General features: G+C 39.3%; 22 protein-coding genes. 12 read left to right on the top strand and 10 right to left on the bottom strand.

Annotation, left to right across the window (positions count from 1 at the left end; translation table 11 throughout):
- Window positions 1–6: 6 nt before the first annotated feature.
- The 3 genes from radC to ACT17O_RS05140 all read right to left on the bottom strand — a co-directional run bounded on the left by radC (window position 7) and on the right by ACT17O_RS05140 (window position 4,873).
- Window positions 7–687, bottom strand: coding sequence for a RadC family protein (radC, locus tag ACT17O_RS05150; protein ID WP_308697005.1), 681 nt, complete (start codon window positions 685–687; stop codon window positions 7–9).
- A 42-nt stretch (window positions 688–729) separates the two neighbouring features.
- The gene (gene pcrA / locus ACT17O_RS05145; protein WP_308697004.1) at window positions 730–3,021 is read right to left on the bottom strand and encodes a DNA helicase PcrA; all 2,292 of its coding nucleotides are present in this window, start codon (window positions 3,019–3,021) and stop codon (window positions 730–732) included.
- A 181-nt stretch (window positions 3,022–3,202) separates the two neighbouring features.
- Window positions 3,203–4,873: a formate--tetrahydrofolate ligase gene (locus ACT17O_RS05140; RefSeq protein WP_084937738.1), complete on the bottom strand. Its 1,671-nt coding sequence runs from the start codon at window positions 4,871–4,873 to the stop codon at window positions 3,203–3,205.
- A gap of 232 nt (window positions 4,874–5,105) precedes the next feature.
- Between ACT17O_RS05140 and coaB the strand changes: the two genes are divergently transcribed.
- From coaB to ACT17O_RS05125, 3 genes are read left to right on the top strand one after another with little or no spacing between them, the layout of a single operon-like run.
- Window positions 5,106–5,795 carry a phosphopantothenate--cysteine ligase gene (coaB, locus tag ACT17O_RS05135; protein WP_308697003.1) on the top strand — a complete coding sequence of 230 codons (690 nt, stop codon included), beginning with the start codon at window positions 5,106–5,108 and terminating at the stop codon, window positions 5,793–5,795.
- An 11-nt stretch (window positions 5,796–5,806) separates the two neighbouring features.
- Complete coding sequence (gene coaC / locus ACT17O_RS05130) at window positions 5,807–6,358, top strand: phosphopantothenoylcysteine decarboxylase (protein ID WP_308697002.1); 552 nt, start codon at window positions 5,807–5,809, stop codon at window positions 6,356–6,358.
- Complete coding sequence (locus ACT17O_RS05125; RefSeq protein ID WP_308697001.1) at window positions 6,342–6,905, top strand: ECF transporter S component; 564 nt, start codon at window positions 6,342–6,344, stop codon at window positions 6,903–6,905. The genes coaC and ACT17O_RS05125 overlap by 17 nt, the downstream gene beginning before the upstream one ends.
- Before the next feature lie 42 nt (window positions 6,906–6,947).
- Here ACT17O_RS05125 and ACT17O_RS05120 read toward each other — a convergent pair whose 3' ends face one another.
- A complete protein-coding gene (locus ACT17O_RS05120; protein WP_444817155.1) occupies window positions 6,948–7,307 on the bottom strand; it encodes a hypothetical protein in 360 nt (119 codons plus the stop codon).
- A gap of 133 nt (window positions 7,308–7,440) precedes the next feature.
- Between ACT17O_RS05120 and ACT17O_RS05115 the strand changes: the two genes are divergently transcribed.
- Together ACT17O_RS05115 and ACT17O_RS05110 are read left to right on the top strand one after the other, a co-directional pair.
- Entirely contained in the window at window positions 7,441–7,968 is a 528-nt protein-coding gene (locus ACT17O_RS05115; protein ID WP_000354642.1) for an ECF transporter S component, read from the top strand.
- 11 nt (window positions 7,969–7,979) lie between these two features.
- Window positions 7,980–8,495 (top strand): transcription repressor NadR, encoded by a 516-nt coding sequence (locus ACT17O_RS05110; protein WP_065371813.1) that lies wholly within the window; start codon window positions 7,980–7,982, stop codon window positions 8,493–8,495.
- Here the strand turns inward: ACT17O_RS05110 and ACT17O_RS05105 are convergent.
- From ACT17O_RS05105 to uvrB, 6 genes are all read right to left on the bottom strand, one after another.
- On the bottom strand, window positions 8,492–8,959 hold the full coding sequence (locus ACT17O_RS05105; protein ID WP_444817154.1) for an 8-oxo-dGTP diphosphatase: 468 nt from the start codon (window positions 8,957–8,959) through the stop codon (window positions 8,492–8,494). The two genes, ACT17O_RS05110 and ACT17O_RS05105, sit on opposite strands and share 4 nt — an antisense overlap.
- 23 nt (window positions 8,960–8,982) lie before the next feature.
- Window positions 8,983–9,426 carry a hypothetical protein gene (locus ACT17O_RS05100; RefSeq protein ID WP_444817153.1) on the bottom strand — a complete coding sequence of 148 codons (444 nt, stop codon included), beginning with the start codon at window positions 9,424–9,426 and terminating at the stop codon, window positions 8,983–8,985.
- Window positions 9,404–9,961 carry a hypothetical protein gene (locus ACT17O_RS05095; protein ID WP_444817152.1) on the bottom strand — a complete coding sequence of 186 codons (558 nt, stop codon included), beginning with the start codon at window positions 9,959–9,961 and terminating at the stop codon, window positions 9,404–9,406. The genes ACT17O_RS05100 and ACT17O_RS05095 overlap by 23 nt, the downstream gene beginning before the upstream one ends.
- Window positions 9,962–10,456: 495 nt before the next feature.
- The gene (locus ACT17O_RS05090) at window positions 10,457–10,960 is read right to left on the bottom strand and encodes a hypothetical protein (RefSeq protein WP_444817151.1); all 504 of its coding nucleotides are present in this window, start codon (window positions 10,958–10,960) and stop codon (window positions 10,457–10,459) included.
- Window positions 10,961–11,049: 89 nt separating this feature from the next.
- Window positions 11,050–11,553, bottom strand: coding sequence for a GNAT family N-acetyltransferase (locus ACT17O_RS05085; protein WP_444817150.1), 504 nt, complete (start codon window positions 11,551–11,553; stop codon window positions 11,050–11,052).
- 16 nt (window positions 11,554–11,569) lie between these two features.
- Window positions 11,570–13,558: an excinuclease ABC subunit UvrB gene (gene uvrB / locus ACT17O_RS05080; protein WP_444817149.1), complete on the bottom strand. Its 1,989-nt coding sequence runs from the start codon at window positions 13,556–13,558 to the stop codon at window positions 11,570–11,572.
- 180 nt (window positions 13,559–13,738) lie between these two features.
- Between uvrB and ACT17O_RS05075 the strand changes: the two genes are divergently transcribed.
- The 7 genes from ACT17O_RS05075 to ACT17O_RS05045 all read left to right on the top strand — a co-directional run bounded on the left by ACT17O_RS05075 (window position 13,739) and on the right by ACT17O_RS05045 (window position 20,956).
- Complete coding sequence (locus ACT17O_RS05075) at window positions 13,739–15,187, top strand: amino acid ABC transporter substrate-binding protein/permease (RefSeq protein ID WP_444817148.1); 1,449 nt, start codon at window positions 13,739–13,741, stop codon at window positions 15,185–15,187.
- The gene (locus ACT17O_RS05070; RefSeq protein WP_444817147.1) at window positions 15,187–15,927 is read left to right on the top strand and encodes an amino acid ABC transporter ATP-binding protein; all 741 of its coding nucleotides are present in this window, start codon (window positions 15,187–15,189) and stop codon (window positions 15,925–15,927) included. Before ACT17O_RS05075 ends, ACT17O_RS05070 begins: the two co-directional genes overlap by 1 nt.
- A 149-nt stretch (window positions 15,928–16,076) precedes the next feature.
- Window positions 16,077–17,555, top strand: a complete 1,479-nt coding sequence (zwf, locus tag ACT17O_RS05065; RefSeq protein ID WP_444817146.1) for a glucose-6-phosphate dehydrogenase — start codon at window positions 16,077–16,079, stop codon at window positions 17,553–17,555.
- Between the two features lie 137 nt (window positions 17,556–17,692).
- A complete protein-coding gene (locus ACT17O_RS05060; protein WP_444817145.1) occupies window positions 17,693–18,388 on the top strand; it encodes a hypothetical protein in 696 nt (231 codons plus the stop codon).
- Window positions 18,389–18,838: 450 nt separating this feature from the next.
- Window positions 18,839–19,255 (top strand): CTP synthase, encoded by a 417-nt coding sequence (locus ACT17O_RS05055; RefSeq protein WP_444817144.1) that lies wholly within the window; start codon window positions 18,839–18,841, stop codon window positions 19,253–19,255.
- Between the two features lie 117 nt (window positions 19,256–19,372).
- Window positions 19,373–19,819: a hypothetical protein gene (locus ACT17O_RS05050; RefSeq protein ID WP_444817143.1), complete on the top strand. Its 447-nt coding sequence runs from the start codon at window positions 19,373–19,375 to the stop codon at window positions 19,817–19,819.
- A 450-nt stretch (window positions 19,820–20,269) separates the two neighbouring features.
- A complete protein-coding gene (locus ACT17O_RS05045) occupies window positions 20,270–20,956 on the top strand; it encodes a hypothetical protein (RefSeq protein WP_444817142.1) in 687 nt (228 codons plus the stop codon).
- Window positions 20,957–21,012 lie beyond the last annotated feature (56 nt).

The raw sequence follows: 21,012 nt of genomic DNA, 5'->3' as shown, positions 1-21,012 counted from the left end.
GCAATCTTAAATCAAATCCGTTTTTTCACGGTAACTAAAGTAATCCGAGTGAGAGACAATTAAATGATCCAGAAACACAATTCCCATCAGTTCGCAGGCTTCCTTGACTAGCTTAGTGACATGGTCGTCATTTCGACTAGGAGATACAGCACCAGATGGATGATTGTGAACGAGAATCACAGAGGTTGCCATATGCTTCAAAGCATAGTGAAGGATTTCTCTCGGTTCAGCAATACTGCGTGTCGCAGAGCCGATAAAAATAGTTTGCTGATGAATGATTTGATTTTGAGTATTGAGATAGAGCGCCACTAGGTGCTCTTGTTTTTTGTCGCCAAGTTCCTGTTGCATTTTCTTGGCTAGCTTTTGACTACTGAGAATACTTTCCATCTCAAGAGTTTCGTGTTTGTGAATACGATGCCCCAGTTCAATCACCGCTTGTAATTCAATGGCTTTAATACGTCCAATTCCAGACAGACTTTGCAATTCCTGCAGGGTCATTTTTTTCAAATCAGTTAGACTGTTAAGACTATTCAAGACTTTTTGGGCAATTTCAAAGACATTGGCCTGACGTGTTCCTGTTCTGAGCAGAATTGCTAGCAATTCTTGATTGCTTAGAGCCTCTACTCCTTCTTTAGCTAGTCTTTCTCTAGGCAAGAGTGAATCTTCTTGGAATGAAATACTGTACATAAAAATCCTCCTCACTTTATTATTCGTGAGAAGGATGAAAAATTAGATTTTTTTCTCAATTGGGGCAACGCTGGCTAGGAGTTTTTTCAGACCGACTTCTGGGAAATTGATTTTTAGTTCCTGAGTATCACCGCTACCAGAGACTTCCAGAACAGTACCCTCTCCCCATTTCTTGTGAAGTGCAATATCTCCAATGGACCAACTTGTATCAGTCGAATCTTTTTTATTTCCGGCTGCTAACTGTCCAAACGGGAGACCGCTTGACTGGATAGAGCTTGGTGCGGCATTGCGTTTTCGTTCTTGAAGGGCCTGGGCTAAGCTCATACCTTGACCGAAAGCAATCCCACCACTGCTATAAGAGGCTTTAAAGCTAGTATTCGCTGGACGGGCCAAACCTTGATAGTCAAGTAAGTCCGAACTGATTTCATTGATAAAACGAGTTGGACGATTGTAGTTGGTACGCCCAAAAAGCAAGCGTGAGTTGGCATTGGTCAGATAGAGAATCTTTTCTGCTCGTGTGATACCGACATAGGCCAAACGGCGTTCCTCTTCTAGCTCATCTGGATCTTCAGCTGCACGGCTAAGCGGAAAGACATTTTCCTCCATCCCGATGATAAAGACAACTGGGAACTCTAGTCCTTTCGCTGCGTGCAAGGTCATCAAGGTTACTTCTGATGTCTCCTGACTGCCCGAATCCGTGTCTGCAATCAAAGCCAAGTCATTCAAGAATCGACTGAGTTTGTCCAAACCTGTTTCCTCTTCTTGACTATCAGGATTGTCGTCAAAATTCTTAGTAACAGATAGGAACTCTTCGATATTTTCAACCCGAGCCTTGCTTTCTAAGGTCGCTTGGGCATTGAGAATATCGATATAACCTGTTTTTTCTAGAACAGCCTCCACCAGCTCGGTGATAGTTAATTGATCCAGTTGCTCCCGCAAATCCATAATCATATTGGCAAAATCCCAGATAGACTGGGCTGCTTTTCCTTTGATTCCAGACAGCATGATATTGGCTGAAGCATCCAGCATAGACATCTCTTGCATATTCGCAAAATCACGGATTTTCTCAACCGTTCCTGGGCCAATTCCGCGTTTTGGTTCGTTAATAATGCGCTCAAAACTGATATTGTCACTTAAATTGGCAATGAGATTCAGATAAGCGATAATGTCACGGATTTCTTTACGGCTGTAGAACTTGGTCCCGCCGACCATAGTATAAGGAATATTGGACTTTAGGAGGGCTTCCTCAATGGTACGAGACTGGGCGTTAGTTCGATAGAGAACTGCAAAATCTTTATGAAGGAAGTTTTGACTACGACCAAGTTCATCGATGGTTTTGGCTACAAAAACAGCCTCATCCTGTTCGTCATTTGCGCGATAGTAAATAATCTGTTCCCCATCCGCATTCTGAGTCCAGAGATTCTTAGGACGACGATTTTTATTGTTTTTGATGACGTCATTGGCAGCTTGGAGAATGGTTTTGGTTGAACGGTAATTTTCTTCTAGCAAAACTACCTTGGCTTGAGGATAATCTTTCTCGAAATCCAAGATATTCTGCATATCAGCCCCACGCCAACCGTAGATGGACTGGTCCGCATCTCCAACTACACAGATATTTTTAAATCGAGATGCCAAGAGTTTGACCAATTGATACTGGGCATGGTTGGTATCTTGGTACTCATCAACATGAATGTACTGGAACTTCTGCTGATAGTAAGTCAAGACGTCAGGATTTTGATCAAAGAGACGCAGGGTCAGCATAATCAAATCATCAAAGTCAACGGACTCAGACTGACGAAGCTCCTTTTGATAAGCTGTATAACACTGGGCCACGATTTGCGTATACATATCACCAGCCTGAGCAGCATAAGCCACATCATCAATCAAGTCATTCTTAGCATTGGAAATGGTTCCCAAAATGGTTCGTTCATTCCATTTTTTTGGATCCAAGTTTAACTGCTTGAGAATGCGTTTCATGAGAGTTCGTTGCTCACCAGGATCTACAATAGTGAAATTCCGATTGTAGCCAATATGATCCGCATCGCGACGTAGGATACGAACACACATGGAGTGAAAAGTCGCAATCAGACAGTCCTGAGTAGCTGGATTAAGACCATAAGCACGCTCTTTCATCTCACGCGCCGCCTTATTGGTAAAGGTAATGGCCAAGATATTCCAAGGATTGACCATCTTTTCATCAATCAAGTAGGCGATTCTGTGAGTTAAAACACGAGTCTTCCCAGAACCAGCCCCCGCCATGATTAACAAGGGGCCTTCTGTCGTTTGCACCGCCTCAGCTTGACGGTCATTCATTCCATTCAATAATGCGTTCATTTTCTCTTCCTTACTCTTGAAGTCAATGTTTCTATTATATCAGAAATTAGAGAAAATATCTTTACCTAGATTGGTTGCGTCTAGAAAATAACGCTATTATCAGTGAAGACAACTCCTCATATCTAGACAAGAAAATGAGCTTGGAAAACTTTTCCAAACTCATTTAGAATCAATTAATCTATTAGAACAAACCTAGAACGGTTCCGTCGCTTTCAACATCCATATTAAGAGCGGCTGGTCGTTTTGGAAGACCTGGCATGGTCATGACATCACCAGTTAGGGCAACGATGAAGCCTGCACCCAATTTGGGTACCAATTCACGAATGGTAATTTCAAAGTTTTCTGGAGCTCCGAGTGCATTTGGATTGTCAGAGAAACTGTACTGAGTTTTAGCCATACAGATTGGCAATTTGTCCCAACCGTTTTGAACGATTTGGGCAATTTGCGTTTGAGCTTTCTTCTCAAAATTCACTTTGCTACCACGGTAGATTTCAGTAACAATTTTTTCAATCTTTTCTTGGACAGAAAGGTCATTGTCATAAAGACGAGTATAGTTGGCTGGATTTTCAGTGATAGTCTTGACAAGCGTTTCGGCAAGCGCTACTCCTCCTTCGGCACCATCAGCCCAGACACTAGCCAACTCAACTGGCACATCGATTGAGGCACAAAGTTCCTTCAAGGCTGCGATTTCAGCTTCTGTATCAGTGACAAATTCATTAATCGCAACAACTGCTGGAATACCAAACTTACGGATGTTCTCAACGTGGCGTTTCAAGTTAGCAAAACCTGCACGAACTGCTTCCACATTTTCCTCTGTAAGAGCGTCCTTAGCTACGCCACCATTCATCTTAAGGGCACGAAGGGTTGCGACGATAACAACTGCATCTGGAGAAGTTGGCAAGTTTGGTGTCTTAATGTCAAGGAATTTCTCAGCACCAAGGTCCGCACCAAAACCAGCTTCAGTAACTGTGTAGTCCGCTAAGTGAAGAGCTGTAGTCGTTGCCAAAACAGAGTTACATCCATGAGCGATATTGGCAAATGGACCACCATGTACAAAGGCAGGTGTACCGTAAATTGTCTGAACCAAGTTCGGTTTGATAGCATCTTTCAAAATCAATGCTAAAGCCCCCTCAACCTGCAAATCACCAACAGAAACTGGCGTACGATCGTAACGATAGCCGATAACGATATTCGCCAAACGACGTTTCAAGTCTTCAATATCCGTAGCCAAGCAAAGAATGGCCATGATTTCTGAAGCAACTGTAATATCAAAGCCATCCTCACGAGGAATACCATTTAGAGGACCACCAAGTCCAACGGTCACATGACGAAGGGAACGGTCATTCAAGTCCACAACACGTTTCCAAAGAATACGACGTTGGTCGATTCTCAGCTCATTTCCTTGGTGTAAGTGGTTGTCAATCAAGGCAGAAAGAGCGTTGTTAGCAGTTGTAATGGCATGCATATCCCCGGTAAAGTGAAGGTTGATGTCTTCCATTGGCAACACTTGGGCATAACCACCACCGGCTGCACCACCCTTAATCCCCATTACTGGGCCAAGAGACGGTTCGCGAATAGCAATCATGGTTTTCTTACCAATCTTGTTCAAGGCATCCGCAAGACCAATGGTAATAGTTGATTTCCCTTCACCTGCTGGCGTTGGGTTAATGGCAGTTACCAAGATCAATTTACCAACTGGATTGCTCTCAACTGCACGAATTTTATCAAAGCTGAGCTTAGCCTTGTACTTCCCGTACAATTCCAAATCGTCGTAAGAAATACCCAGTTTCTCTACAACATCAACGATTGGTTTCAACTCAATACTCTGTGCGATTTCAATATCTGTTTTCATTCAAAACTCCTATAACCTCTAATATGATAACTCATTATAACACAAAAAAAAGATTTTTCACATACAAAAAGCTTAGTAAAGTTTATAAACATCAAGTTTTAAGGCCTGTATTAGACATTTTTTTTACTTTTTATAAGTTTTTATAGCCAAAAACTATAATCTTGCTGGAAAATTAGATAAAATAACAAACGCTTTCTTTTGATTCTATTTTATTTTTTGGTACAATAGTGCTATGAAAATTTTAGTCACGTCAGGCGGTACCAGTGAAGCTATTGATAGTGTCCGCTCTATTACTAACCATTCTACAGGTCGCTTGGGGAAAATCATCACAGAAACCTTGCTTGCTGCGGGGCATGAAGTTTGTTTGATAACGACAAAACGAGCTCTGAAGCCAGAAGCTCATCCCAACCTAAGCATTCGAGAAATTGATAATACCAACGACCTTCTAGTGGAAATGCTAGAACGTGTCAAGGATTATCAGGTCTTGATTCATTCAATGGCTGTGTCTGACTATACTCCTGTTTATATGACGGGGCTTGAGGAGGTACAAGCCAGCTCCAATCTAGAAGAATTCTTAAACAAGCAGAATCATCAAGCTAAGATTTCTTCAACTGATGAGGTTCAGGTCTTATTCCTGAAAAAAACACCCAAAATCATCTCTCTAGTCAAGGAATGGAATCCAGCTATTCATCTGATTGGCTTTAAACTGCTGGTTGATGTTACCGAAGATCATCTGGTTGACATTGCTAGAAAAAGTCTCATCAAGAACCAAGCAGACTTGATCATCGCAAATGACCTGACTCAAATCTCAGCAAATCAGCATCGCGCAATCTTTGTTGAGAATGATCATCTTCAAACCGTTCAAACCAAAGAGGAAATAGCAAACCTCCTTCTTGAAAAAATTCAAGCTTACGATTCATAGAAAGGAAAGCCATGGCAAATATTCTCATCGCGGTGACAGGTTCCATTGCCTCCTATAAATCAGCTGATATAGTTAGTTCCTTGAAAAAACAAGGCCATCATGTCACTGTCTTAATGACTGAGGCAGCGAGAGAGTTTATCCAACCGTTGACACTACAGGTCCTCTCTCAAAATCCTGTCCACCTTGATGTCATGCAGGAACCCACTCCTGATCAAGTCAATCATATCGAACTAGGCAAAAGGACTGACCTTTTTATTGTAGCTCCTGCTACTGCTAATACCATCGCAAAGTTAGCCCACGGATTTGCGGACAACATGGTGACAAGTACAGCACTTGCCCTGCCAGACCACGTCAAAAAGTTAGTCGCACCAGCCATGAATACAAAGATGTATGACCATCCGGCAACTCAGGCTAACCTAAAAACATTAGAGACCTATGGTTATCAGATTATCTCTCCAAAAGAATCTCTACTAGCCTGTGGCGATCACGGCAAAGGCGCCCTAGCTGACCTGAATACTATTTTAGAAAGAATAAAGGAAACCCTCGATGAACAAACGCTCTAACATTGCTCCAATTTCTATCTTTTTTGCAGTTATGCTCGTTATCCACTTTTTGAGCTCTCTCCTATTTAACCTTTTCCCATTTCCAATCAAACCTACTATCGTTCATATTCCAGTAATCATTGCTAGTATCATCTATGGCCCTCGAGTTGGAGTTACACTTGGTTTTTTGATGGGACTATTGAGCTTAACGGTAAACACGATTACCATCCTTCCAACCAGCTACCTCTTCTCTCCATTTGTACCGAACGGAAACATTTATTCTGCGATTATCGCTGTTGTCCCTCGCGTTTTGATTGGGCTGACACCTTACTTGGTTTATAAATTATTAAAAAACAGGACAGGTCTCATCTTTGCTGGTGCTCTCGGTTCCCTTACCAACACCGTCTTTGTCCTCGGGGGAATATTCTTCCTTTTTGGAAATGTCTTCGACGGCAATATCCAAAAACTCCTAGCAACAGTTATTTCTACAAACTCAATTGCCGAGCTTGTCATCTCTGCCGTTCTAACAGTAGCAATTGTTCCCCGTCTCGAAACCTTGAAGAAATAAAAAAACAACTCCACTTTCATCCTGAAGGTGGAGTTTTAGCATTTAAAACATGAGAAACATCAATAGAATGTGAAAGCCAAAGCGCAGGAGTTGATACGAAAGAGGTGTAGGTTGCTGGCTTTTCTGGCTATCCAAGTATAGGGTTAGAGATAGAAAAATCAAACCAAATGCAATCACCAATCTGACGAAATAAGCAATTTCGAGTATTGCTGCCATCAAAAGAAAACCTAATAAAGGAAGGCTAAAAAGTGAAACAGCCAAGCTACTTGCTAATAGAGAGAGTAGCGAAAGGACCAATAAACTATAAACTATGAAACGAGTCCAACCTGAGACAACTTTCCCTTCTTTTTTCTGCTTTGACATCATCACGATTACTACGATTAGGTAAACAACAAGTATCATCACATTTTCTCCTAAATCAAAAATTCTTTACCACATTTTAACCAAATATGTCTTAAAAATCAATATTGAACCTTGACTTGGCTGACTATTTATTGTACTATACTTATGTATATACAGATAAATGGAGGTTCTTATGGATATACGAAAAAAAACGCAGTTTATGACCATGACTGCCCTACTCACTGCAATAGCGATTTTGATTCCAATCATTATGCCTTTTAAAATCGTTATCCCACCGGCTTCTTACACCTTGGGAAGTCATATCCCCATCTTTATCGCCATGTTTCTTTCGCCTTTGATGGCTGCTTTTGTGATTATTGCTTCTAGTCTTGGCTTCCTGATGGCAGGCTATCCCATGGTTATCGTCCTGCGTGCCTTCTCTCACATCGTTTTTGGTACTTTGGGGGCTTTGTACTTAAAGAAATTCCCTGAAACCTTGGATAAACCGAAGACATCTTGGATTTTTAACTTTGTTTTGGGTGTTGTTCATGCTATCGCTGAAGTAATAGCTTGTATCATCTTCTATGCTACTTCAGGGACAAATGTTGAAAATATGTTTTATGTTCTCTTTGTTCTAGTTGGTTTTGGTACAATTATCCATAGTATGGTAGACTATACATTAGCACTAGCTGTCTTTAAAGTGCTTCGAAAACGTCGCTAAAAGGAAAAACTATGACAAAGGATCGCAAACAAGCTCTTCTCAAACTCTTAAAAGAGGCACCAAAAGCCCTCAATGGCCAAACCTTGGCTGAACACTTTCATGTCACTCGTCAGATCATTGTACAGGATATCGCTATTCTCCGAGCAGATGGAGCTCCTATCCTATCCACCAATCGAGGCTATATCTACAAAGAAAATGATGCCAGCCCCTACGTTCACAAACTCTTTAAAGTGAAACATGAACTGGAAGAAATCGGTCAGGAACTTCTAGCTATTGTAGATAATGGCGGACGTGTTCAGAATACTTTGATTGACCATCCAGTTTATGGAGAAATTGAGACCCTACTCAAACTTACCTGTCGTCGAGATGTCCAGCATTTTCTAGAACAGGTCGAGAACTCTGACTTTAGACCCCTTTCTGAATTGACGGATGGCACCCATTACCACCTTGTTGAAGCCGAAACACAACAAGACCTCCACTATATCGAGGAGGCCTTGGATAAACTTGGTTATTTAGTAAAAGACTAGAAGGTTTTCTTTTCCCATCCGTCCTCTGTACGGTGGCGATAGAAAAATTCAGACTTGTCAGGTGCTTCCATCATTTCCATCAAAGGCAGCATATCATAGGCCAGTTCCAAGTTAGGAATCTGGTCTTTTTGTACCCAAGATACTTCTCCTTCTTCTGAGGATTGGAGATTTCCAGTAAACTCTGTCGCCTTATAACAAAAGACGATATAGCGTTCACCTGTATCCAGAGGCCAATTTTTAATACCGACAAGTTGAGGATTTTGGATAGTCAACCCTGTTTCTTCGTAGATTTCTCGGATAACTGACTCTGCAAAAGCCTCGCCATTCTCAACATGACCTCCTGGAAAGGCGTAGCCAGACCAGTGATTGTTTTCAGGAGACCGATATTGCATGACTACGCGCTTGGTTTCAATGTCTTCAATCAGACAGATATTGGTTAAAATGGTTGCTTGCGCACGGGACATGGATTTGCTCGCTTTCTAAGTTATTAAAATGTGTCTTCGTTGTATTTTACTTCTGACTTCATGATAAAGGGATTAATCAACTCGTGATGTTCATAAGTACTACGGGCCAAAAAACCTCTAACAATGATGATTTCTTTATCTTGTATATGATAGTCTATATTGATAGGGATGGCTGAATCCGACATAATAGACAAAGCAAAAAATGCTGCAAACCAAAGATAAAGTGCCACCAATCCACTAAATATTTGAAAAATAAGCTGATACCATTGAAAATCTCTTGTTCTATAAAAGATTCTCCAGGGGTGGATTAGGAAGGTTAAACAAAGAATAAAAAACCAACTATTCCACAAAACTGGCGTAAAGGATAGGCCAAAAACCAACAACACCAAATGAAAAATCACAAAGGTCAGCAAAGCCAAATAGAGTGTTTTAAATGAAAATAACCTAGTTCGATTTTCTTTTGTCATGATTTTTCCTCATTTTGTCCTTATATTTCAAAATCACTATCACTATCGCTGGAATGAAGAAAAAGATTAGATAAGTAGCAATTGGAAGCCAGATGTAGCGATAATCGATAGATAATAGGGAAGGAATTTTTTTAACATTTCTCCCTTTCACCCCAACAATTAAGTGGAGGAGAAAAATAGGACCATTTATGTATAGAAAAGGTTCTAAAAATTCTTGTACTGAAGTCTTTTCACTAAAACCATCTCTAAAAATACCTTGATAGAGTGTGTACACTAAAAAAACAAAATTCATAATAATTGGCAAGACATAGGACATTTCCTGATATGGTTTTGGGATAAGTGTTGTCCCAAACAACACATACATGATACCAAAAATAGAAAATAATATTATGCCACCATCCATAAAAGAAGCAAGCTTTGGATGCCTTCCCATCCACAATTGGACGTGAGCTATCAAAGAATACTTTTTATGGATTTTTCTCATTTTTATGTTCTTTTGTTTGATCTTCTTTGGTTTCTTAATCTTTCGTTCCATTTACGCCTCCTTCTTCTCTTTTCTATCCGTATAACCAAAAGCAGAATGTCCAGCCCCAAGAAAAAGAAAAAGAGATAACTTACAATAGGAACCCAGACATATGCTGGATCCATAGAAATTATAGGGGGGAAATTCGTTGACTTGCGACGCCCTAGCCAATTCAGACCTACCAAGAGATGAAAGGGAAAAAGAAGACCATTGAACCCAATAAATCCCCATGAAAAGTAACGCCATTTCTGAAGTTTATCACTACTAAAACGAAAGACAAGGAAATAGGATGATAAGAGCAGAAGGAAAAGATTAAAGCTTAAGGGAGAAAGATAGTTTAAGTTTGGGAATGGAGAGCCAATGAAAGAGGCAGCAAGAAATGATACAAACAAAGATCCGAATAACACACTCGTATCTAGGAATTGACCAATCCTTCGGTGCCTTTCCATCCAAAGATAAATCATCTTAGTCCAAGAAGACTTTTCTTTTGTCTTGTACTTCATTTGTCTACTCATCTTCATTTTCATCTACTCCTTTTTTTGAAGCTTTAGAGAGAAAGAAGATTGCCAAAGTTAACATCAAGACCAGAAGGTAGACGACAATAGGAAACCAGATATAGGAAGGCTCCAGTGAAAACAAAGGTGACAGAACGACTCTTCCTCTTTTTCTGACGCCAATCAGTTGAAAAATGAAGCTAAGGACATTGATATAAATAAAGGGTTCACAGAATTTTTTAAGGGTCTTTTCTTTTTTTGTTTTCACTGATAAAAAGAAAGCATAGAGTCTATAACCCAAGATAAAAAGATTCAATTGCAAGGGAAATAAGAGTTCTCTATACCGAAAATCAGCTGGAATGCTTTTGTTCTGTGATGTTGTAAATTCTATCACTAGGAACAAGCTGATATAAAAGAACATATCAAGCATAAATTTGACAAATCGATGCCCTTGTAACCAAAAACGGACTGAATCTAACCCTGATGATTTCTTATAATTCTTCTCTTTCAAATTCATAATAACATCTCTCTATTCAAAATACAATCTAAAACATGATTGTTGATTCATTGCGTAATCTGAAAACAAAATCGCAATTCTATCAGTATTTAACTCTCAGATTTTGAGGATTTCTTACGTACCATTCTAATTTCAGTGATAGGTTTTCCAAGTTCAAGTATTTTTTCTTGACCATCAAGAGTAAAACCTATTTTTTGATAAAAAGCAATGGCTCGCTTATTCTCTTTTAATACCCATAAGAATATTTCAGAGAACTGTTCAAGAGTCGTCAGAGCTTCCTTCATTAACTTCTGAGCAATACCTTTTCCATAATAGTCTTTTAAAACATATAAGGCAATAATTTCGCCAGCTTGAATAGCCACATCACGAAAGTTTCCATAACTGATAAAACCAACTACCTTAATGCCATCCATCGCAATCAATGTATTTTCTGGATATTTTTGACTAAAGAATCGACATCTTTCTAATGTCATTGTCTCCTGAAATTCTGCAGGTAAAAGGTCGTCATAAGCCTCTCTCCACGTCTGCCAATGAACGAGGGACTTACCTTCTATCTCTTCAGGAGTTTCCATCTGCTTGATAGTAAGATCCATTTATTTTTCTCCTTCTCTACCCCAACGCCTTCACTTCCAACATCATATCACGGATCTGAGCTGCCAGTTCAAAGTCAAGCACTTCGACGGCTTCTTGCATTTGTTTTTCCAGTTTCTTGACGAGTTCTTTGCGTTCTTGTTTGTTAAGGCTATTGATATCGACGTCCTTGTCCTCTTCCTTAGCAACTGCCTTAGTTACAGCGATTAGGTCACGGATTTCTTTCTTGATTGTCTGAGGTACAATACCATGTTCTTCATTATAGGCCATCTGGATTTTCCGACGACGAGCCGTTTCATCAATAGCACGTTGCATAGACTGGGTCATGGTATCAGCGTACATGATAACATGTCCTTCGCTATTACGGGCAGCACGTCCAATGGTCTGAATGAGGCCACGTTCGTTACGAAGAAAACCTTCCTTGTCAGCATCAAGAATAGCTACGAGACTCACTTCAGGAACGTCAATCCCTTCACGGAGCAGATTGATTCCGACCAAGACATCAAAGACACCCAAGCGCAGGTCACGGATAATTTCCGTCCGTTCCAATGTCTTGATATCCGAGTGCATATACTTGACCTTGATGCCCATTTCTTTGAAGTAGTCGGTTAAATCCTCTGCCATTTTCTTTGTCAAAGTGGTAATAAAGGTTCGTTCGTTCTTTTCAACACGGGCATTGATTTCTCCTAAGAGATCATCAATCTGTCCCATGGTTGGACGAACTTCTACCTCAGGATCCAAGAGTCCCGTTGGACGAATGATTTGCTCAATCACTGTCTCGGTCTGTTCATTTTCATAGTCACCTGGTGTCGCTGAAACATAAACAATCTGATGCACATGGCTCTCAAACTCCTCCCGACGGAGAGGACGATTGTCTAAGGCAGACGGCAAGCGGAAACCATAATTGACCAACATTTCCTTACGCGAACGGTCTCCATTGTACATGCCCTTAATCTGCCCCATGGTCATGTGACTTTCATCAATCATGATCAAGAAATCATCTGGGAAGAAATCAAGAAGCGTATAAGGAGGCTCTCCTTCGCTACGACCATCCATGTGACGTGAGTAGTTTTCAACACCGTTGGTATAACCCATCTCACGTAACATCTCGATATCATACTCTGTCCTCTGTTTCAAACGCTGAGCTTCCAGCAGTTTGCCTTCCTTTTCAAAGACAGCTAGCTGCTCCTCCAACTCTGCTTGAATCTTGGCAATCGCAACTTTTATATGATCCTCATTGGTCACAAAGTGAGTCGCTGGGAAAATCGCCAAATGATCTACTTCTCCCAATACCTGACCTGTCAAAGCCTCAACTTCACGGATACGGTCAATCTCATCCCCGAAAAACTCTACTCGAAAAGCGTGTTCATCTCGGGAAGCTGGAAAAATCTCTACCACATCCCCGCGCACGCGAAATCTTCCTCGTTGGAAATCAATATCATTGCGTTCAAACTGGATATCAACCAAGTCATTCAAGAGTTTATCACGAGAAATCTCCAGACCTGGACGAAGACTAACAACACTATCAGAATATTCCTTTGGCGAACCCAAACCATAGATACAAGAGACTGAAGCCACGACAATGACGTCATTACGCTCCAAAAGGGCTGAAGTCGCTGAGTGGCGAAGCTTATCAATCTCGTCATTGACGGAACTATCCTTCTCAATGTAGGTATCGCTAGAAGGGACATAGGCCTCTGGTTGGTAATAATCGTAGTAAGATACGAAGTACTCGACTGCATTTTCAGGGAAAAATTCCTTAAATTCTCCATAGAGCTGACCAGCTAGAGTCTTATTGTGGGCAATGACCAGAGTTGGTTTATTGACTTTGGAAATGACCTGACTCATGGTATAAGTCTTCCCAGTACCAGTCGCCCCCATCAGAATTTGGGCTTTTTCTCCACCCTCGATATTATCAACCAACTGTTCAATCGCTTGGGGTTGATCTCCTGAAGGTTGGTATTTTGATACTAACTTAAATTTATTATCTGTAATTCGATTTATCATGATTGCCTCATCTGCATTTTTCTATCCTTCTATTTTACCATAAAATCCACCAGATTCATTATCTCTGGATTTATCAAGGATATAAATCTGTGTTATATCTTCTTACATAAAAAGTCTTAAAATTTGCCTTCTGAAATATTTTCTGTTATAATGGGAAAATATTCGGAAAGGAGACTAAAAATGAAGAAAAAAATCCTAGCATTTTTGCTAATTTTATTTCCCATTTTCTCACTAGGAGTAGTAAAAGCTGACACAGTTAAATCTAAGTATGTTATTGCAAGTGATTCATCTTTTGCTCCCTTTGTATTTCAAAATTCAAGCAACGAGTACACTGGTATTGATATGGACTTGATCAAGGCTATTGCCAAGGATCAAGGATTTGAGATTGAAATTACTAATCCTGGATTTGACGCAGCTATTAGCGCTGTTCAAGCAGGACAAGCAGATGGTATTATCGCTGGAATGTCTGTTACGGATGCTCGTAAAGCTACCTTTGACTTCTCAGATTCCTACTACACAGCTAATACCATTCTCGGTGTAAAAGAATCAAGCACTATCGCTTCTTATGAGGACCTCAAGGATAAAACAGTTGGTGTGAAAAACGGGACGGCTTCTCAAACATTCCTTACGGAAAACCAAAGCAAATACGGTTACAAGATTAAAACTTTTGCAGATGGTGCATCCATGTATGACAGCCTCAACACTGGAGCTATTGATGCCGTGATGGATGATGAACCTGTTCTCAAATATTCTATCAGCCAAGGTCAAAAATTGAAAACGCCGATCGCTGGAACACCAATCGGCGAAACAGCCTTTGCAGTCAAGAAAGGCAGCAATCCAGAGTTGATCCAGATGTTTAATAAGGGACTTGCCAATCTCAAAGCTAATGGAGAATTCCAAAAAATTCTCGACAAATATTTAGCTAGTGGAGCAACAACTACTTCTACAAGTACAGTTGACGAAACCACTATCTGGGGCTTGCTTCAAAACAACTACAAACAACTCCTTAGCGGGCTTGGAATCACTCTTGCCTTAGCACTTATTTCATTTGCAATTGCCATTGTCATCGGGATTATCTTTGGTATGTTCAGCGTTAGTCCATACAAATCACTCAGAGTCATTTCAGAGATTTTTGTTGATGTCATTCGTGGTATTCCTTTGATGATTCTTGCCGCCTTCATCTTCTGGGGGATTCCAAACTTCATCGAGTCGATTACTGGGCAGCAAAGCCCTATCAACGACTTTGTAGCTGGTACCATTGCCCTTTCGCTCAATTCAGCTGCTTATATCGCTGAAATCGTTCGTGGTGGTATCCAAGCTGTTCCAGTTGGTCAAATGGAGGCCAGCCGCAGTCTTGGTATCTCTTATGGAAAAACCATGCGTAAGATTATCTTGCCGCAAGCAACTAAACTCATGCTTCCAAACTTCGTCAACCAGTTCGTTATCGCTCTTAAAGATACGACTATCGTGTCAGCTATCGGTCTGGTAGAACTTTTCCAAACTGGTAAGATTATCATTGCCCGTAACTACCAAAGTTTCAAGATGTATGCAATCCTTGCTATCTTCTATCTTATCATCATCACGCTTTTGACTAGACTAGCCAAAGGCTTAGAAAAGAGGATTCGTTAATGGCAAAACTTAAAATCGAAGTCAATGACTTACATAAACAATATGGAAAAAATAAGGTCCTAAAAGGAATTACAACTAAGTTCTACGAAGGTGACGTTGTCTGTATCATTGGTCCTTCTGGTTCTGGTAAATCAACCTTCCTTCGTAGCCTCAACCTGCTAGAAGAGGGAACGAGTGGCCATATCATGGTTAATGGTCACGACTTGACTGAAAAATCGACCAACGTTGACCACGTCCGTGAAAACGTCGGAATGGTTTTCCAGCACTTCAACCTCTTCCCTCATATGTCCGTTTTGGATAACATCACTTTTGCTCCAGTTGAACACAAGTTGATGACCAAGGTTGAAGCTGAGAAATTGGGAATGGAATTACTAGAGAAAGTTGGCCTTGCTGATAAGGCACATGCCAATCCAGATAGCCTCTCAGGTGGTCAAAAACAACGTGTAGCTATCGCTCGTGGACTTGCCATGAATCCTGATATCATGCTCTTTGATGAGCCGACTTCCGCTCTCGACCCTGAGATGGTTGGAGATGTTTTGAACGTTATGAAGGAGTTGGCAGAGCAAGGTATGACCATGATCATCGTAACCCACGAGATGGGATTTGCTCGTCAGGTAGCTAATCGTGTTATTTTCACGGCTGATGGAGAGTTCCTTGAAGATGGAACCCCAGACCAAATCTTTGATAACCCGCAACACCCTCGTCTAAAAGAATTTTTGGACAAGGTCTTAAACGTATAAAACGAAACTGTAAGGTTCTCCTTACAGTTTTTTAATTGCGTATTGGATTTTTTGATTTTTTTGAAAATTATGATAAAATAAAAACTATGATAATGAGGAAATCTCATCCCTAGCCCGACTAGGAATAAAATTAGAAATCAGGTAGCTAGATGTCATCAAAGGTTATTGTTACAATTTTCGGTGCGAGTGGAGATTTAGCTAAACGCAAACTCTACCCTTCCCTTTTCAGGCTCTATAAATCAGGCAATCTTTCTGAGCATTTTGCTGTTATCGGAACAGCTCGTAGACCTTGGAGTAAAGAATATTTCGAATCTGTTGTTGTTGAGTCCATCCTTGATTTGGCAGATAGTACCGAGCAAGCCCAAGAGTTTGCTAGCCACTTCTACTATCAAAGCCATGATGTGAATGATACGGAACATTACATTGCTTTACGTGAATTACAGGCTGAGCTCAATGAAAAATACCAAGCTGAACACAACAAGCTCTTCTTCTTGTCTATGGCACCTCAGTTCTTTGGAACCATTGCCAAGCACCTCAAATCTGAAAACATTGTTGATGGCAAAGGTTTTGAACGCTTAATCGTTGAGAAACCTTTTGGTACAGACTATGAAACAGCTAGCAAACTCAATGAAGATCTCCTTGCAGCCTTTGATGAGGAGCAAATCTACCGTATCGACCATTACCTAGGTAAAGAGATGATTCAGAGTATCTTTGCTGTTCGTTTTGCCAACATGATCTTTGAAAATGTTTGGAACCGTGAGCACATTGATAATGTCCAGATTACCTTTGCAGAGCGTCTAGGTGTTGAAGAACGTGGTGGCTACTATGATGAATCTGGTGCCCTTCGTGACATGGTTCAAAACCACACACTTCAGCTTTTGTCACTCCTTGCTATGGACAAGCCTGCAAGTTTTACAAAGGATGACATTCGCGCAGAGAAAATCAAGGTCTTCAAGAACCTTTACCACCCTACAGATGAGGAACTTAAAGAGCACTTCATCCGTGGTCAATATCGTTCTGGTAAAGTTGATGGCATGAAATATATTTCATACCGTAGCGAACCAAATGTCAACCCAGAATCAATGACAGAAACCTTTGCTTCAGGTGCCTTCTTTGTTGAAAGTGACCGTTTCCGTGGTGTTCCATTCTTCTTCCGTACAGGTAAACGAATGACTGAAAAGGGAACGCATGTCAATATTGTCTTTAAGCAAATGGATTCAATTTTTGGAGAGCCTCTAGCACCAAATATTTTGACCATCTATATCCAACCAACAGAAGGTTTCTCTCTCAGCCTTAACGGTAAAGAAGTTGGAGAAGAGTTCAAACTAGCACATAATTCGCTTGACTACAGAACTGATGCGACTGCTACAGGTGCTTCACCAGATCCTTATGAAAAGCTAATCTACGATGTATTGAATAACGATTCAACTAACTTTAGCCACTGGGAAGAAGTTAGCGCTTCTTGGGAATTGATTGACCGTATCGAGAAGTTGTGGGCTGATAATGGCGCTCCTCTTCATGATTATAAATCAGGTAGCATGGGACCACAAGCCAGCTTTGATTTACTTGAAAAATACGGTGCCAAATGGACATGGCAACCAGATCTATCGCAAGCTGACCGACAGTGAAAACCATTATTACCAATACGATATAGAAAACTAACTCGTCCGAGCCGAGATCAAAAAGCCCGCCGGCAACACCGAGATTTGGACCTACGCCTACGATCCGTTCGGACGAAGACTGAGTAAGGAAAGAAAAGACAAACTTGCCTGGAGGAGTTGACGAACATTTATATTCTAATCAAGGGCATAGAGGTCGCTGGGCCAATTTGGGGCGCGGTAGGTTAATTGATAGGCGAGCAATGTTGCAACAACTTAAAAAATGCACAAGATACAGGTATATTATTATGTTTAGTTTGAAAACAGCAGTTAAAAATTTTTCTAATATTTATGGTCAAATTTCTCGTAAGGAGATCGATTTTGGGGAAATTATAATTGACGAAAAAATATTACAAGATAATGCGTCTATCATTAACTATTTTTTCAATTTGATAACATTAAATCCTCAAATTCATATAGGTCAGCCATTTAATTTAATTTTTGCATCATCTGAAAATCAAGAAGGCTTAGTAGGATGGCAAGAAGCCATAAACATAGAGAATTATCTCTATATAGCTAATCAAAATGACGAACCTATATTAATTTCAAAGGAAACCCTTGAAATCTTTTCTTTACGATTAGGGTCAAAAGAACCTAAAAAAATAGCTTCTTCTTTAGGAGATTTTATACAAACATTGTCTGAAATAATGGCATTGTCGGAAAAATTCTTTTCGAAAAATATTAATAATGATGATTATTTTATTCTAGAGGACGATGAATTTATTGCTGAACTTAATGTTTTTTTTCAGTCAACTAAACTAAGTATTGAAGTAAAAAACTTCTATAATTTTTTCTTTGAATAATTGAGAATAACAGGCAAACCGTAACCTGCATAAATTTTCAATTTTATAGGTAGCAAGCTGTAGCCTGCACAAAATCTTCAATCCTGACGTAGGGTGTATGTGGCACGCACGCGGTTTCTGTTTTTCAGACGATCTCACTATCTTCTTTGAGGTCGTCTGAATCATTTGTTCTTTAACAATCTCATTAGCAGTTGACATAGAGGTCGTCTGAAAACGAACTTTCAGGCGACCTTCATCTTATTTCGTCAAAAATGTGCGCACGAAAGGGTTTTCATATCATACTGCTGCCTTTGAAATAGAATAAAAGGCGTATATAAAATCATGTAGGAAGGATGATTTCGGAAACCAAACGGCAGGGATTAATTTCTAGGAAATAGGCAACAAGATTTCGTAGAATTATTAGTAAATGTTCCTAATTTTATTAATGTAAATATATTGGAAAGGGTTAATATGAACTACTTGATTAAGCCATTTGAATCAATTGGTGATTTTGTATTTGGTACTTCTCTTGAGGAAATACAAGAAAAATATGGAAAACCAGCAAGAATGGTTGAAGATAATATTATGAATAATAAGGTGGAATATAGGAATGCTTGTGAGTTAGTTTATGAAAATGATAAATTGGTCTATGGATATTGCTTAAAAGATTCTAATCCCATATTAGGAGATGTTGATATATTTAAAAATTCAATCGAAGACCTTAAAGCCATCGATTCAGAATTTATCGAAGGAAAAAAATATATCCTTTTTAAGAATCTCGGAATTTGTATAGGAGGTATGACAGGGAAAAAAATTCCTGAAGGCAAGTTATTAATTGCGTTCGATAAAAATCACCTTGATTTTTTTGAATGTTTTATCGAGGTCTAATCGAACTGTAGCCAATGAAACTTCCAATTACGATGTAGAGTAAGCCACAGCCTACACAAAACCTTCAGTCCTGACGCAGGGAATGTGTGGTACGATGGTTTAAATTAGGAGGAAATAATGTTTATAGTTTGTGCATACTGTGGTAATAAGTCTGAATTAACTCAGAATGATAAAGATTTTGTTAATCAAATGATGAAAACAGGATTAAAAGTTGTTATGGTAGAGTGCCCTATATGCCATAACAGTACGGCTTATACCGAAGATTCTTATTTAAAATCAAAAATACCAGTAGAGAATTTTGTTTTTAGGTGTCCAACGCAACATTGTACTGGTTGGGTTGCGCATATTACTGGTGATAATGAGGATTTTTTTGGTTGTGGAGAATGCTCAAATATCTGGAATACAAAAGAAACTTTAGATAAAGATATTTCTAGAATTATCCAAAAATTTTCTTATAGGAAATCAGCCTATGTAAAGGAAAAAGGTGGCTGGGTAGGAGCACCTCAAAAAGAAGAGGATCCTAATTATGTAGATTTGGTTAAGCAGGAACCTTTTGAAATTTAAGTAAGAACGTAGTCTGTCTAGATATCTTTTCTGTAGGTCTGTGTGTTGGATGACTTTTAAAATGCAAGCTGTATTTGCATAACCATGGTCTACATAAAATTTTCAAATACATAGGTAGCAAGCCGTATCTTGGACAAAACATTTAGTCCTGACGCAGAGAATGTGTGGTACTCACGCATACGGTTTTGCTGTTTAGACGACCTCAATACTTTCTTGAGGTTTTCCAAAATATCAGTTCTTTAATAATCCGATTACCGTTCAACATCAAGGTCGTCTGAAACATTCGTCCTTTTTAAAATTTCTCATCCACAAACTGGGTAACTTGATCTACCGCCGGCTGTCCAATGTCGAAAACCAATATTACCAATGCGATTTAGAAAACCAACTCGTCCGCTAAATTAAAACCTACTACATGGACTCGCTATATTAAATCATCAAGGAAGTGTTAAAATGAAAAAGATAGAGCTAATAAAAAAATATATTAAAGTAAATGAAATAGGTAAAGCACAGGATTTGATATTTAGAAGTATTAATGATTCGGATATTGATATTCATGGAAGAACTGAGTTGATTGATTTATTTGTAAAATTAATTCCAGATGATCAATCTAGCTTAATTAAAGAAATGGAAGTTTTGCTTAGTGGAAAAGATCAAATACTTACATACTTTTCAAATAAAATAAAGGAACTTCCTAGTAGAGAAGATGTGCCTATAAATGTAGAGAATATAGAGTATGTTGAAAAAATCTTTCTAAATTTGGATTTAGAAAAAAATACTAAAGAACAGAAGATTAAAAATTTACTTGATGAAAATTATTATGGTAGATTAAAAGATATGTATATAACGAATATCAACAAAGTATACTTCTCCTCGAGCGGTAGAGAAAAGATCAGTATAGCTATTGAAAAAATATTCACTATATTAAGTAAAAGAATTGATAATTTAGATGCGGAAAATAATATTTATGTTTATTTTATGGAGGAGGTAATGTGCGATATAGAATTACTTATAAAATACTATGCTTTTGATAAGGCTGATTATTTTATTGAATCAATAATCAAGTGTTATAAAGAAAATTATTTTCCTTATAAATGGGAGGGAAAATACCCAGATGGGAACATTAAATATCTAACTTAGAAATTAGTAATTCGTATCTCGTATAAAGCCTCCATTCCCAACGTAAACAAGCCGTA

It is taken from the genome of Streptococcus sp. HJ1 (assembly GCF_052399005.1).
GTDB lineage: Bacteria > Bacillota > Bacilli > Lactobacillales > Streptococcaceae > Streptococcus.
The sequence above is the reverse complement of the archived record's forward strand: the minus strand, read 5'-3'. Positions and strand labels throughout refer to the sequence as shown.